This is a genomic window from Brevibacillus composti (assembly GCF_016406105.1).
GTDB lineage: Bacteria > Bacillota > Bacilli > Brevibacillales > Brevibacillaceae > Brevibacillus > Brevibacillus composti.
On the sequence record NZ_CP066308.1, the window covers coordinates 3,190,784 to 3,205,320 of the forward strand.

Sequence of the window (14,537 nt, forward strand, 5' to 3'; positions counted from 1 at the left end):
ACCACAAGTCCCGTCGTATTGCGAATAGACGGGGCATCTGCTATAGTGAGAATGGTTTTGTTTTTTTCTTACGAAGGTTCGGGTGGAGTGTCATGGACAAATTACGCGTCCTCCATGTTATAGGCGGAGGAGAGTTTGGCGGCGCGGAACAGCATATTCTCAATCTGTTGGCATCTCTCCCTGCAGATGAAGTGGAGGCGGCGGTAGTCTGCTTTTACGACTCCCTTTTTGCAAGCGAGCTGCGCAAAGCTGGCGTGCCCGTCATCGCCCTGGACCGTTTCGGGCGTTTTGACTTGCGGCTGCTGCAGGCGCTGCGGGAGGCATTTCGCTCTTTTCAGCCGCATCTCATACATACACACGGGGTAAAAGCCAACTTTTTCTCCCGATTGGCTGCCAGAGGCAGCGGCGCAACACTGCTGACGACCGTGCACAGTTCACTGCGCTACGACTATACCCATCCGCTCGCCTACGCCCTCGTCTCCCTGATGGAGCGCGGGACACGCAGGTGGAATCGGCATTACATCGCGATCAGCGGGGCCATCGCCGAGATTTTGCAAAAGGATGGCGTCGCCCAGGATAACATCAGCATCATCTACAACGGGACAGACCTCTCCCCATACAGACAGACGGACCGAAAGGATTCGGACCGGATCCGGCTTCGCGAGGAATGGGGCATTCCGCAGGATGTCTTTTTGTTTGGAACGGTTGCCCGGTTCGTACCGGTCAAGGGCCTTCCTCTGTTGGTCGACGCTTTCGCGGCGCTTGTGCGGGAATGTGCGGATGCGACTCCTCACCTCGTGATGGTCGGGGATGGACCCGAGCGTCCGATCCTGGAAGCAAAGGTACGAGAGCACGGCCTGGAAGGAAGAGTCGCTTTCGGCGGCTTTCGGCAAGATATACCCGCCTGCCTCCACGCTTGCGATGCGTTCGTCCACTCTTCGTACTACGAAGGGCTCGGCTATACCATCATCGAAGCGATGGCTTCGGAGGTGCCGGTCGTGGCCAGCCATGTCGGGGGCGTGAGAGAGTTCGTCACCGATCATCAGACAGGGCTTGCGGTAGAGCCTGGCGATACAGCCGGATTGACACGAGCGATGATGGAACTCTTGCAGGAGCCTGAGCTGCGGGCCCGTCTGGCACAGAATGCGCTTGCTCTGGTGGAGGGCAGCTTTACCATCCAGCAGATGGCGGCGCAAACGCTGGCGCTGTACCGCGAGCTGCTCGAGTAATCCCCCTGCATGCGTGAATAGCAGTGCAGAGAGAGAAGGATTCCCCTTCTCTCTTTTTTCTTTGCCCTCCCTCCTTTTTCCGATCTTTCATTTTTCTGTTGCTTGCCTGCAAACATTTTGGTTTGATTAAAAAGAATCATTCGCGATTGCGAGTCGAGGAAACAAGGAAAGGGCGGGACATGCGATGAAATTATTTCTTTCCGTAGACATGGAGGGCATCTCTGGCATCGTAGACACCTCTTATATCAATCCGGACTCGGGCACGAACTATGCACGCGGCCGTCAATTCATGACGGAGGACGCCAATGCCGTCATCGAAGCGGCCCTGGAATGGGGGGCGACAGAAATCCTCGTAGCTGACAGCCACAACACGATGAACAATATTCTCTGGGAATCGCTTCACCCCAAAGCCAAGCTGCTGGCCGGTTCCCCCCGCAATTTTTCCATGATGCAGGGTTTGGACGACAGCTTCGACGCGGCTTTCTTCATCGGCTACCATACGCGGCAAGGCATCCCGGGTGTCCTCAGCCACACGATGTCCGGCGTGGTGCGAAATATGTACATCAACGGTCGGGTCGTGGGCGAATTTGGCTTTAATGCCGTATATGCAGGCTTGTACGGGGTTCCCGTCTGTCTCGTCTCCGGCGACAATCTGATCGCCCGCGAATCCAGCGAACTGATCCCCGGTATCAGTACGGCGATTGTCAAAACAGCGGTATCCCGCACTTCGGCGATCTGTTTGTCCCGGGAGCAAGCCACCGCGGAATTGAAACAGAAAACCAAGCTGGCCCTCTCCCGTGTGCAAGAGGTTAAGCCCCTGGTCTTCGCAGAGCCATTGGAGCTGGCGATTGAGTTTTCTCATGCAGGGCAAGCGGAGATGGCGGCCGACGTACCTGGTACCCGCTACGACACGGAAACCGGGATCGTGAGCTGCTCGCCGAAGGACCAGCACGAGCTGTACAAAACGATGCGGGCCATGATCAACCTGGCGGCAGGCGCGCAATTCTTTTAAGGCGTTCTCCGCTTCATGCCGTCATCAGCCAGCGCATCAGCCGCCTGCTCCGCCACCGCGAACGGCCGATGATTCTGGATGCCGGGTGCGGGGAAGGCTCTCATGCGTCCCGCATTCAGGAGAGCGCGAGGCACAGCTTCTCGACACCGCTCTTGGCTGTCGGGATTGATCTTTCCAAAGAGCCGGCCAATTACGCCGAATTTCGACAATTGCTCACGGATGACAGCTTGGTGATAAAGGTCGTTCCGGGACGTCACTACCTCCGGGAAATCAGAGAGATTTTGTACGAAGACACTGACAAGCAAGCCTACGCCAACGAAACGACCCTTGCCCATTTTTCCGATCACTTTGCGTGGACCGATGCGGAAACGATCACCTATCGGTTTCCCTTGGAAAATCATTTGCTCGAGCCTTTGCTCGGGATGACCCCGCTGTTCTGGGGGACGACCGAAGAGCGTCTGCGCCGTGCAAAACTGCGTGATGTGCCTGCCGTCACCGTAGATTTGACCATCTTGTACGGCAGAAACCCATCGGCTCGAAACGAATAGCTGGATTCGGAAGAAACAAACGAATCGATGCGGAAAGCAGCAAACTAGCGGAACTGGAAGATACGAAAGGATAAAGAAAGCTCCCCCGGAAACATTTGAAACGTTTCCGGGGGAGCTTTTTTGATTATATTCTGACCACAGTCACCTGCTCATCCAGAGAGCGCGGGATGCGGTTTTTCGTGTCGAACAGGATCGGCGACGGATTCATCAGAGCGATGACTTCCTTCCAATCCAGATCGCTGAACTCCTTCTGCACAGCCGTCAGCATCAATGCGTCTGCTCCTCTGACCGCCTCTTCCATCGTCTCCGCCTTGTGCTTGTAGCGGGTCGGCACCGCCGGATCGTAAGAGTGGACGTCCACGCCTTTGGCGGTGAGCACGTCGATCAAATCATGCACAGGGCTGACGCGATCGTCGTTGGAGAAGTCCTTCATCGCCAGGCCGAATACGGCCACGCGACTTCCCGCGAGCGTCTTGCCTTTTTCCTGCAAGGCTTTTTCCAGCATGCCCGCCAGTACGGACGGTACGCTGTCATTGGTCGACCGCGCCATCTGCAGAAGCGGGAGCGGAACGCCCAGCTCGCGTGCTTTTGGCTGCAAGTAGTACAGGGCATTGGGGAGGCAGAAACCGCCTACGCCTGGTCCCGGTGTCAACAGATTGACCCGCTTGTGGGTATTGGCCACGCGAATCATTTCAAAGGTATCGATGCCGAATGACTCGGCAAACCGGGCGAATTCCTGAACCATCGCGATATTCACATCGCGCTGAATATTTTCAATTACTTTTGCTGTTTCCACCACGCGGATATCGGAAATCGTAATCTCCGTCTCACTGATGAAGGACAAAAGCTGCCTTCCTTTTTCCGCGCTCTCTTCGTTGATGCCTCCAAGCACGAGCGGCATGTGGATAAACTCCTCAAAAGCTCGTCCTTCGGCGATGCGCTCCGAGCAGTAGGTCAGGTAAAAATCAACACCTGCGCGCAGTCCGCTGGCTTCTTCCAGCAGCGGCAGGATCACTTCTTCTGTCGTGCCGGGGACAACCGTGCTGCGAATCATGACAGTATCGCCCTTTTTCAGCACTTTCCCCAGAGTCAGGGCACAGTTTTTCAGCGGTCCGAGGTCGGGGTCTCCGTTGTAGACGGGCAATCCGACCGTGATGATGTAATTCGTCACCTCGGCGGCTGCTTCTTCATAGGAAGTGGTCGCACGAAAACGGCCGGCAGCGATCTGCTCGCGCAAAATTTCCGCCAGTGTCTTGCCTTGATAGGATTCCAGGTGATGCGACTGTCCCCGATTGATATCCTCGACGACATGGGGCATGACATCCACTCCGACCACATGCGCCCCTTTCAAGGCGTAGGTAAGCGCCAGCGGCAGCCCGACAAACCCTAATCCGACAACAGCAACGCGTATTGGCTGAGTCATTTTATATCTCCTCTTTCACGTCTCGAATATGAGTGAATCCGAAGATCCCCTACGACAGGTAATAGACCCCCGCCGCGATAAATACGACACACAGAACGATCAGGACCTTGTACAACGTCTCCAAGGCCACGCCTCCTCATCCCTCTTTGCATTCTGCAAGTTCTAATTATACTCCCCATTGAAACATGGTTCAATCTCAGGCGCTTCTTCGCCACCAAGCTGACGAAAATTACCTCGTCAGACTGGCTCCGATGACAAAGGAAAAACCGATGGACAGGACCATCGAGATAAGGCCAATGGCCCGGTTGTCCCTGCCGATCTCATCGTCCACCCGGAAGCCGGGGGTCATAAATTCAAAGATGAAATAGCTGCCGAGCAGAAGGAAAAAGCCAAAAGTGCCCCAGATCAGCGCTTGTCCAATCGAGTCGTGGTGCTGAATCGAATAGCTGAAAATATTGGCGATCCCAAACAATTTTCCGCCCGTGGCCATCGCGACGGCCACATTGCCTTTTTTCAACTCTTGCCATACCTGATAACGCGTGACCAGCTCAAATACAGAGAGAAAGACGACCATCGCAAGGCCGGTCACCGTGTAGTACGCAAATGTTCCAAAATAAGGATTTTGCAATAACTGTTCCATCATGAACCTCCGTCCATTCCTTACTTCAGCTCGACGATGGTCGCGCCTACGCCTCCTTCGCCTTGGCCGCCCAAGCGAAACGATTTGACGCTGCGATGCTGACGCAGGTAGTCATGTACCCCTTTTCGCAGCATGCCGGTCCCATGCCCGTGAATAATGGAGACGGAGTGAAAACCGGCCAGCAAAGCCTCATCCAGATACTGGTCGATTTCGCGAATCCCGTCCTCGACGTTGTACCCGCGCAAATCCAGCTCCAGCTTGGCCGTGCTCCGGCTGCGCTTGACCGCTGTGTACTCCACCGTTTGCTGCGGGGCTTTGAAGGAGGTGAGGAGGTTCATGTCCTCCCGTTTCACTTTCATTTTCATGATGCCGATCTGCACCAGGTATTCATCATTGTTCACTTTTTCCAGAACCGTGCCCTTTTGGCCGAAGCTGGTGACCATTACCTCGTCCCCCGCTTTGATCTGGGCCGCCTTTACTGCTTTCGCTGGCTTTTTGACTTTCTCCTTCTCCAGCTCCATCACCGCATTGCCGAGTCGTTTTTTCGCCTCGATCAAGCGGTGTTCCTTAATCTCTACGCCTTCTTTCATCATGCTTCTCAGCTCGCGGATGACCGATTCGGCCTCTTCCTTAGCCAGCTGCACAGCGATTCGGGCTTCTTCCTCCGCTTCCTCCAGGAGCTTGTTTTTCTCCTCGGCAAAACGGGCCCGCTCCTCCTCCAGCTGCGCCCGGAGCTGTTCCGCTTCGCGCCGCAAGCTCTCCGCGGTCTCCCGCTCTGCCTCTGCGGTTTTGCGGTTGCTCTCCAGGGAGGCGATCATGCTCTCCACCTGGTTGTCTTCTTCGCTGATGGAGCTGCGGGCGGTCTCGATGATCTCCTCGGGCAGTCCCAGCCGTTTGGCGATCGCAAAGGCATTGGATCTGCCGGGCACGCCGATCAGCAGGCGGTAGGTGGGACGCAGGGTCTCCACGTCGAATTCCACGCTCGCATTGATCACGCCCGCTCTGTCGTAGGCATAGGCCTTCAGCTCGCTGTAATGCGTCGTCGCAATCAGCCGCGCTCCGCGGCGGATGACGTGATCGATGATGGACATTGCCAGTGCGGCCCCCTCTGTCGGGTCCGTCCCGGCGCCCAGCTCGTCAAACAGAACCAGGCTTCGCTCATCCATATGGGCGAGAATGTGAATAATATTGGTCATATGGCTGGAGAATGTGGACAAGCTCTGTTCGATCGACTGCTCGTCTCCGATGTCGGCAAAGACTGAGGAAAAGACGGTCACTTCGCTCTCTTCTTCAGCCGGTATCTGCAATCCGGCCATGGCCATCAGGGACAGCAGGCCGACCGTCTTCAGCGAGACGGTTTTCCCCCCTGTATTGGGGCCGGTCACGACAATGGCATTGTAGCTGCCGCCCAGCTCCACATCCACGGGGACGACCGATTGATGGGGGATGAGCGGATGACGCGCTTTTTTGAGGCGCAGGTAGCCCCGGTCATTGATCCGCGGACAGACCGCCTTCATCTCTTTGGCGAGCTGCGCTTTGGCGAACATGAAGTCCAGTTCGGCCAGCGCATCGGTATTTTCCTTCAGTTTTTCTACAGCTTGGGCGACCAGCTCTGTCAGCATGTAGAGGATGCGCTCCACTTCCCTCTCCTCGCGCAGCCGCAGCTCGCGAAGCTTGTTGTTCATGGAAACGACGGCCTCCGGCTCGATGAACAGAGTAGCTCCCGACGCCGATTGATCGTGGACGATCCCGCCGAAGACGTGGCGGTACTCCTGCTTGACCGGGATGACAAAGCGGTCTCCACGGATCGTCACAATATTTTCCATCAGCATTTTTTGGTAAGACGAAGAGCGCGTCATCTGATCCAGCTTTTCTCGGACCCTGGCCTCCAGTTGGCGCATCTCCTGTCTGATCTGGCGGAGCTCCTGGCTGGCGCTGTCCATGACCTCGCCGTTTTCATCGACGCAGCGACGAATTTCGGTCTCCAGGTCGCGCAGTCCCTCGATGCGTTCCGCCTGGTATTGCAGCATCGGCAATGGCTCATCTTCGCACAGGTCCAGCAAAAAGGTACGCAAGCGGCGGCCGGCTCCAATGGTGCCAGCGATGTCCAGAAGCTCCATGGGCGCGAGCATGGCGTTTAAGCGGGCGCGCTGGATCGGTCCCCGGATGTCGCGAATGCCTCCGAGGGGGACGCTGCCTTTGAGGCGGAGAGCCGTCACAGCCTCCTGGGTAGCCTGCTGCGCGGCCTCTACCTCTTCGATCCGCAAATAGGGCAAGAGCGCCTCCGCTTTTTCTTTTCCGTATATAGACGTCGCCTTATCCATCAAGAGAGCGACGATTTTCTCGTATTCCAAGGTTTTTAAAACCCGCTGTTCCACAAATGTGCCTCCTTTATCTGTCTGAAAAACACCATTCAGCTTTTATTATATCACGCGGGCTTGTGCAAGAATAATTTAACGCGATTCCCACGGCATAGTTATCTTCCCAAATAGCCAAACTGAAAAGGAATCTACTTCTGCAAAGGAGGAGCACACACATGACGATATTGCGCCACGTAATCCGTTTTGTGGTTGCCGCTGTCGTATTGATGTTCGTCGGTTTTCTCGTGCCCGGCTTTTCCGTTAACAATTTTTGGACCGCACTGCTCGCGGCAGTCGTTATCGCAATCTTGGGGTGGATCGTAGAAGCATTTTTCGGAGATCGCATCTCTCCGTACAATCGCGGCATTGTTGGCTTCCTCGTCAGCGCAGCAGTCATTTACCTGACGCAGTTTGTCGTTACCGGTTTTTATGTGACTATTCTGGGGGCCCTGCTGGCTTCCCTGGTCATCGGGATTATCGACCTGTTCATTCCGATCAAGACACATATGGATTTTCGTGATGGCGACGCCGGCAAAAAACAGCAGACGTAAAATCCCGGATAGATCAAGAGCCAACCCCCTTCGGTTGGCTCTTGCTGTCTTATACGCTTTGTCTGTGAATCATCCCGGCCAAATAGCCCGCGCCAAATCCGTTGTCGATATTGACCACTGCCACGCCATTGGCACAGGAGTTGAGCATGGACAACAGAGCGGCGATGCCTCCCAGATTGGCGCCGTAACCGACACTGGTGGGAACGGCGATGACCGGCTTGTCGACCAGTCCGGCAAGCACGCTGGCCAGGGCCCCCTCCATACCGGCGATGCAGACGATCACCGCCGCCCCGCGAATCTCGTCCAGGCGTTGAAACAGCCGATGAATCCCGGCTACTCCCACGTCTGCGATCACTCGCGCCTCACTGCCAAAGCAGCGTACCGTCCAGGCCGCTTCCTGGGCAACCGGCCAGTCGGAGGTGCCCGCGGCGACGATCGCTACATACCCCTCACGCACCGGCTCGAAGGGCTTTTGCGCGCCGATCAAAAGACGCGCCTCTTTTTCATAGCGGACATCCGGCCAGTGGCGCAGCACTGCCTCGGCTTGCTCCTCATTAATGCGAGTAGCCAGCACCAGCTCCTGATGCTCTCGGAGCCTTGAAAAAATTCCCACTAATTGTTCGGGACTTTTGCCAGCTCCATAGACGACTTCGGGAAAACCGGTCCGCCGGTTGCGATCCAGATCCAGTGTGGCATACTCCAGTCGGCTGCTGCCGGAGAGCAGCTCCGTCGCCTGATCGATGTCTATTTTTCCGGCCTGAAAGTCTTGGAGCACCTTTTTCAGATTATCCATGGGTCTTTTTCACTTCCGTCTGCAGTACGGCATTCATACTGCCTGTCTGGTACCCGAACAAGTCAAGTGTCACGTATTTAAAGCCGATCTCCCGAAGCGTCCGGTCGATGTTCTCCCGGTGCTGCAGCAAGAGCGGAAACTCCTCCGGACCAATCTCGATCCGGGCGATGGTCTCATGGTGACGCACCCGGACCTGGTGGAAACCGATGCTCATGAGATAGCCCTCTGCCCGGTCAATCTGATCGATCTTTTCCAAGGTAATCTCGGAACCGTAGGGAACACGGGATGACAGGCAAGCGAAGGATGGCTTGTTCCAGGTGGAAAGTCCCATCTCTTTGGACAGCTGGCGGATCTCTTCCTTATAAAAACCAGCCTCCTGCAGTGGACTGCGCACTCCGCGCTGTACAGCGGCCATCCGCCCCGGACGGTAATCGCCGAGGTCATCCATGTTGGCCCCGTCGCAAATCACCGCATTCCACTCATTTTGCGCGGCCAACTCGCCCAGATGCTCATACAAGCCGTCTTTGCAATAAAAACAGCGGTTCACCGGATTCGAGGCGAAGTTTGGATTGGACAGCTCACTTACTTCCGTCGTGACGAAGCGGGCGCCCAGTTGTTTGGCCAGTTGTTTGGCCGCTTCAAACTCCCGCGTCGGAAATGTTTCGGAGGCGGCTGTCACGGCAATCGCGGCATCCCCCAGCTCCTCCACGGCCCGGGCCAGCAGAAATGTGCTGTCCACCCCACCGGAAAAAGCGATCAGGGCGCTCCCCATCTCGCGCAGAATCGACCCCAGCTTTTCGTTTTTCTCTCGAAGAGACAGCTTTTGGGCAGCCTCCACCAACGCTTCTTTATTCATCAGTCGCTCTCCTTTCCGTCCTACGATGTACCCGTGCGGCTGACAACAGGGAATAGGGAAAAGAGAGGCAAAAGCCCCTCTTTTTTCATTCTATTTAGGATTCGTTCGCATCTTCCTGAAGCATCTTCAACAGCGCTTCGTACTCGGATCGCAACCGGAAGTATTCGTCTGCGATGTTCACTGCGGCAAGTACGGCGATCTTGGCTGTATCGAGGCGATGGTTGCCTTTTCCGATTTCATTCATTTTGTCATCGACGAATCCGGCCACCATGCGAATATGATTTACGCTTGCCTTTCCACTTAAACGGTACTGCTGTCCGTATATGTCAACCGTCAACCGATTCTTCCCGTCACCCTGCACGAAGGCTTCCTCCTTCAAAACCTACTGTGAGACTTGCGTACCTGATTCCGTACCAATCCATCCCAATTTAGGTTACTGAAAATGTCAGGTTTCGTCAAGTTCCGCCTACATCCGCAGTTCGGCTCCCGTCTCCTTTTTCAGCGCTTCCACGACAGCCTGCGTGAGCTGCTGAACTTCTTCATCCTGGAGGGTGCGCTCCTGGTGGCGGAACACGAGGGAGAAGGCCATGCTCTTCTTATCGGCAGCGATCCGCTCGCCCATGTAGACGTCAAACAGCGTGAGCGATTCCAACAGCTCGCCTGCCGTTTTCCGAATGACGGTTTCCAGTGCATCCGCCTGCACGTCGCGGCCTACTACGAGGGCCAAGTCGCGCGTCACAGCCGGGTGCTTCGGAAGCTGGCGGTAGTGGCCCACGGGAGCAGATGCCTTCTCCAACTCTTCGGCGTCGAACTGGAATACGTAGGTCTCCGCCAGATCATGCGCCTTTTCGGTAGCCGGGTGAATCTGTCCGAAATAGCCAAGGCGGCTCTCTCCTGCCCACACTTCTGCGGTACGTCCCGGATGCATGCCCGCCAGATCGGTTGCCGGGCGATACTGGGCACCCGTGATGCCGAGACGGGACAGGAGGGATTCCACCAGCCCTTTGACCAGATAGAAATCGACGGCTTGCGTCTGTCCCATCCAGTTGGTCCGGGTCCACTGACCAGTCAGCGCTCCCGCCAGATATAGCCGCTCTTCCGGAAGCTGCGTCAGCTTCTCTTCCGCAGTCAGGAAGACGCGTCCCAGCTCGAAAATGGCCACATTGTGGTTCTGTCTGTTGCGATTGTAGGAGAGCGTCGCCAGCAAGCTGGGAACCAGGCTGGTACGCAGCACGCTGTGCTCCTCGCTCATCGGCATCGCAAGCGAGATCGGCTTGGCCGCAAATCCGTGCAAGCCGGCCACTTCCTCCGCCTTTTCCGGATGGACCAGCGCGTAAGAGATCGCTTCGTTCAGTCCGGCTCCGATCAGATGCTGACGGATGGTGCGGCGCATTCTTTGTCCGTGCGTAAGCTGTCCCTGGGTCGTCACTCCCTCGGGCAGGGTGGTCGGGATCTCATCGTAGCCGTAGAGACGGGCGACTTCCTCGACCAGATCTTCCGGCAGCGTAATATCGCCGCGGCGGGTCGGCACAGTCACTGTCCACTGGTCGCCGTTTTGTTCGTACGGGAACTGCAGGCGGTCAAAGATCGGCGACACCTCTTCTGCCGCAAGCGAAGTGCCGAGATGCTGGTTGATCTTGCTCAGCGTCACCGATACGACGGCCGGTTGCGGCTCGCGGACCGCCGCATGGGCAATCCCTTTGGAGACGGTCGCTCCGGACAGCTGCTGGATCAGGTAGGCCGCGCGTTCGCCCGCCTCGACTACTCGTGCTTGATCGACGCCTTTTTCCCAGCGGGCGCAGCCTTCCGTGCGCAGGCCCAGCATGCGGGAGGTGCGGCGTACGGTCTGCGGCGTGAACCAGGCGGCTTCCAGGATGATTTCCTGCGTCTCTGGGGTAATCTCGGAGTTGGCTCCGCCCATCACCCCTGCGATCGCCAGCCCTTTTTGCCGATCGGCGATCAGCAGCGTGTCACTGTCCAGCACGCGCTCTTGATCATCCAGCGTGACCAGCGTCTCGCCTTCTTTGGCCAGACGGACCACGATCGAGCGGTCTTGCACCATGGCTGCGTCAAAAGCGTGCAACGGCTGTCCGTACTCGAGCATCACGTAGTTGGTGACGTCTACGACATTGTTGATCGGGCGAACACCGGCGGCCATCAGGCGATTTTTCATCCACTGCGGAGAGCTGGCGATTTTGGCATTGATAAAGTGACGTCCCGCATAGCGATAGCACTCGTCTTTCGCCTCGATCTCCACCTGGACCGGATTCTCTCCGCCGTTTTCCACGACGGCGATCTCCGGCTTGATCACTTCACGGCCGAGGATCGCGGCCACTTCGTAGGCCACGCCCAGGATGCTGAGACAGTCCGAACGGTTCGGCGTCAGACCCAGCTCCAGCACGTAGTCGTCCATGCCCAGATAGGATACTGCATCCATCCCCACTTCCGCATCCTCCGGCAGTACCATGATGCCTTCCTGCTGATCCTTCGCCAGCAGCTTGTCGTTCAATCCCAGCTCCTTGGCCGAGCAGATCATGCCCTGCGATTCTACGCCGCGCAGCTTGGAACGCTTGATATGGAGATCGCCCGGCAGCTTGGCTCCGACGAGGGCGACCGGCACTTTTTGTCCCGCTGCCACGTTGGCGGCTCCGCAGACGATTTGCAGGTCCTCTCCCTGTCCGGCGTCCACGATGCAGACATTCAGCCGGTCGGCATCCGGATGCTTGCTCTTTTCCTTTACATAGCCGATGACGACATTGGAGACACCTGTGTTGCGCGATTCGACGGCGTCTACCTCAATCCCGCTGCGAGTCAGCTTCTCGGCCAGCTCGAAAGGGGTGATATCATGCAAATCCACGTACTCTGACAACCATTGATACGATACCTTCATCTCTGTTTCGACTCTCCTTTCTAGGATCGGTTAAATTGCTGCAAGAAACGCACGTCATTCGTATAGAAGTGGCGAATATCCTCTACGCCGTATTTCAGCATCGCAATCCGTTCGACACCCATGCCAAAAGCGAAGCCGCTGACCTCTTGCGGGTCATACCCGGCCATCTGCAGCACGCGCGGGTGAACCATGCCGGACCCGAGAATCTCGATCCAGCCCGTCTGCTTGCAGACCCGGCAGCCGTCGCCGCCGCATTTGAAGCACTGCAAATCCACCTCTGCACTCGGCTCCGTAAACGGGAAGAAGCTGGGACGCAGGCGCACCTGCTGATTGGCTCCGAACATCTGGCGGGCAAAGGTGAGCAGCGTTCCCTTCAGATCGCTCATGCGGATGCCTTTGCCTACGACGAGACCTTCGATCTGGGTAAATTGATGGGAGTGGGTCGCATCGTCATCATCGCGGCGGTACACTTTCCCCGGGCAGATGATTTTGACGGGCGTCTTCCCTTCTTTTTTCAGCATCGTGCGGGCCTGCACCGGAGAGGTATGTGTCCGCATCAAAATTTCGTCCGTGATGTAGAACGAGTCTTGCATGTCGCGAGCGGGATGGTCTTTTGGCAGATTGAGCATTTCGAAGTTGAAATGATCCAGCTCCACTTCGGGTCCTTCGGCGATTTCAAAGCCGAGTCCGATGAAAATATCCTCGATCTCCTCAATGATGCGGGAGAGTGGGTGCATGGTGCCGGCCGGAACCGGACGTCCCGGCAGCGTCACGTCGATGGACTGGGAGGAGAGCTTGGCCCGCAGAGCCGCTTCGTCCAAAGCTGCCTGCTTCTGTTCGAATGCCTCTTCGAGCGCGCCGCGAACCTCGTTGACCAATTGGCCGACGACCGGTCTTTCCTCTGGGCTGAGACTGCCCATGCCGCGCAGAAGCTCAGTCAACTCCCCTTTTTTCCCCAGATATTTGACGCGCAGCTCTTGCAGCTGCGCCGCATCCGCGACCTGGCCGATCTGAGCCAAGGCGGAATCTTTCATTTCCTGTAACCGCGTTTGCACGTTACGATCGCTCCTTTACACCTGTTTTTGTGGAAAAAATAAAAAACCCGCCCCAAAAAGGGACGAGTCCTTGCTCGCGGTACCACCCTTGTTAAGCACAGCCATCCGGCTATGCCTCACTCGATCATGATAACGGGTTGCCCCGGTTCCCCCTACTTTGTTCCTATATCGAACCGTTCAGGGTACAGCTCCAGAGTGAATTCGGCAGGTAATTTGCGGGATGCTTTCAGTCTTCGGCATCTCCTCCCTGTCAATCGGTAGGTCCTGCGTACTAGTCTCTGTCATCGCTTTGCGTTATAATGAAGTTGTAGGAAAATTATAGCGCAACCAGAGATAACTTTCAATTCTACAAATGTTGTATATGGTTCGGATTCTCTCCTACGAAATACCCTCCGCGGAAGGGGACTTCTGACATGATCGAACAGGTTGCAGCACTCTATGACAAGAAGTTCAATTGTCCCTATTGTGAAAACAGCTTCGCCAGCAAACGAGTTCGCAGCGGCTCGCTTTCGATGATCAAGCGTGACAGCGACTTTTGCACGTACTTCAAGGAGCAGTCAATCAATCCGATTCTCTATACGGTCAACGTATGCCCGTCCTGCGGCTTTGCCTTTACCGAACTGTTTACGGAGCGGTTGAATCCGGCGCAGAAGCGGCTGGTCGGCGAGCGTATCGCGGCCAAATGGACCCCGAAGGAGCTCGGCGGAAATCGCAGCTTGTCGATGGCGGCTGCCGCCTATAAACTGGCGATTTACGCGGCCGAGCTGACGGATCAGGTGCATTCCGTCAAGGCAGGTCTCTATCTTCGCCTGGCTTGGCTCTATCGGTTCACTGAAAATGCGAGCGAGGAAAAGCGCTTTCTCCAGATTGCCGTGAATGAGTACGAGCAATCCTATATTCATTCCGACTACACCCGCGGCGACAAGGAAATGTCGGAGGTGCGTGTCCTCTACCTTATCGGTGAACTGATGCGGCGGATTGAGCAGTATGACAAAGCGATCCAGTATTTCTCCCGTACGCTCGAATTCCGCAACCGCACCGTTGAAACCGGCATCTTGCAAATGGCCCAGGATCAATGGGCACAAGCCCGCGAGGATTATAAAGAGCAACAAAAAGGGCTGCCTTCGGCAAAGATCAGCTGAGTGCGCTGATGCCCCCTTTTGCCAGCTAACTCTATAAA

The 14,537-nt window shown here is 56.3% G+C and carries 13 protein-coding genes and 1 other annotated feature; of the genes, 5 read left to right on the forward strand and 8 right to left on the reverse strand.

The features are described 5' to 3' along the window. Positions 1-92 precede the first annotated feature (92 nt). The 3 genes from JD108_RS16135 (at position 93) to JD108_RS16145 (ending at position 2,789) form a co-directional block, all read left to right on the forward strand. Positions 93-1,229, forward strand: a complete 1,137-nt coding sequence (locus JD108_RS16135; protein WP_198827040.1) for a glycosyltransferase — start codon at positions 93-95, stop codon at positions 1,227-1,229. 184 nt (positions 1,230-1,413) lie between these two features. Further along, on the forward strand, positions 1,414-2,241 hold the full coding sequence (locus JD108_RS16140) for a M55 family metallopeptidase (RefSeq protein ID WP_198827041.1): 828 nt from the start codon (positions 1,414-1,416) through the stop codon (positions 2,239-2,241). Between the two features lie 68 nt (positions 2,242-2,309). Then, positions 2,310-2,789 carry a class I SAM-dependent methyltransferase gene (locus JD108_RS16145; RefSeq protein WP_198827042.1) on the forward strand — a complete coding sequence of 160 codons (480 nt, stop codon included), beginning with the start codon at positions 2,310-2,312 and terminating at the stop codon, positions 2,787-2,789. Positions 2,790-2,913: 124 nt separating this feature from the next. On the opposite strand, the gene JD108_RS16150 is transcribed toward JD108_RS16145, so the two are convergent. From JD108_RS16150 to JD108_RS16160, 3 genes are all read right to left on the reverse strand, one after another. Next, on the reverse strand, positions 2,914-4,212 hold the full coding sequence (locus JD108_RS16150; RefSeq protein ID WP_198827043.1) for a nucleotide sugar dehydrogenase: 1,299 nt from the start codon (positions 4,210-4,212) through the stop codon (positions 2,914-2,916). 229 nt (positions 4,213-4,441) lie between these two features. After that, the gene (locus JD108_RS16155) at positions 4,442-4,852 is read right to left on the reverse strand and encodes a DUF350 domain-containing protein (protein WP_198830155.1); all 411 of its coding nucleotides are present in this window, start codon (positions 4,850-4,852) and stop codon (positions 4,442-4,444) included. 20 nt (positions 4,853-4,872) lie between these two features. After that, entirely contained in the window at positions 4,873-7,230 is a 2,358-nt protein-coding gene (locus JD108_RS16160) for an endonuclease MutS2 (RefSeq protein WP_198827044.1), read from the reverse strand. A gap of 158 nt (positions 7,231-7,388) precedes the next feature. Here JD108_RS16160 and JD108_RS16165 point away from each other — a divergent pair, with 158 nt between their 5' ends. Beyond that, positions 7,389-7,763 carry a phage holin family protein gene (locus tag JD108_RS16165; protein ID WP_198827045.1) on the forward strand — a complete coding sequence of 125 codons (375 nt, stop codon included), beginning with the start codon at positions 7,389-7,391 and terminating at the stop codon, positions 7,761-7,763. Between the two features lie 49 nt (positions 7,764-7,812). Here JD108_RS16165 and larB read toward each other — a convergent pair whose 3' ends face one another. The 5 genes from larB to pheS all read right to left on the reverse strand — a co-directional run bounded on the left by larB (position 7,813) and on the right by pheS (position 13,357). Beyond that, a complete protein-coding gene (larB, locus tag JD108_RS16170) occupies positions 7,813-8,556 on the reverse strand; it encodes a nickel pincer cofactor biosynthesis protein LarB (RefSeq protein ID WP_198827046.1) in 744 nt (247 codons plus the stop codon). Beyond that, positions 8,549-9,412, reverse strand: a complete 864-nt coding sequence (gene larE / locus JD108_RS16175; RefSeq protein ID WP_198827047.1) for an ATP-dependent sacrificial sulfur transferase LarE — start codon at positions 9,410-9,412, stop codon at positions 8,549-8,551. Before larE ends, larB begins: the two co-directional genes overlap by 8 nt. Before the next feature lie 94 nt (positions 9,413-9,506). After that, positions 9,507-9,773: a cell division protein ZapA gene (zapA, locus tag JD108_RS16180; RefSeq protein ID WP_198827048.1), complete on the reverse strand. Its 267-nt coding sequence runs from the start codon at positions 9,771-9,773 to the stop codon at positions 9,507-9,509. Positions 9,774-9,878: 105 nt separating this feature from the next. Then, positions 9,879-12,302, reverse strand: a complete 2,424-nt coding sequence (pheT, locus tag JD108_RS16185; protein WP_198827049.1) for a phenylalanine--tRNA ligase subunit beta — start codon at positions 12,300-12,302, stop codon at positions 9,879-9,881. Between the two features lie 20 nt (positions 12,303-12,322). Next, positions 12,323-13,357 carry a phenylalanine--tRNA ligase subunit alpha gene (gene pheS, locus JD108_RS16190; protein ID WP_198827050.1) on the reverse strand — a complete coding sequence of 345 codons (1,035 nt, stop codon included), beginning with the start codon at positions 13,355-13,357 and terminating at the stop codon, positions 12,323-12,325. 55 nt (positions 13,358-13,412) lie between these two features. Continuing rightward, positions 13,413-13,651: a binding site (T-box leader), on the reverse strand. A 119-nt stretch (positions 13,652-13,770) separates the two neighbouring features. On the opposite strand from pheS, the gene JD108_RS16195 reads away from it, so the two are divergent. Further along, on the forward strand, positions 13,771-14,499 hold the full coding sequence (locus JD108_RS16195) for a DUF2225 domain-containing protein (RefSeq protein ID WP_198827051.1): 729 nt from the start codon (positions 13,771-13,773) through the stop codon (positions 14,497-14,499). Positions 14,500-14,537: the final 38 nt, after the last annotated feature.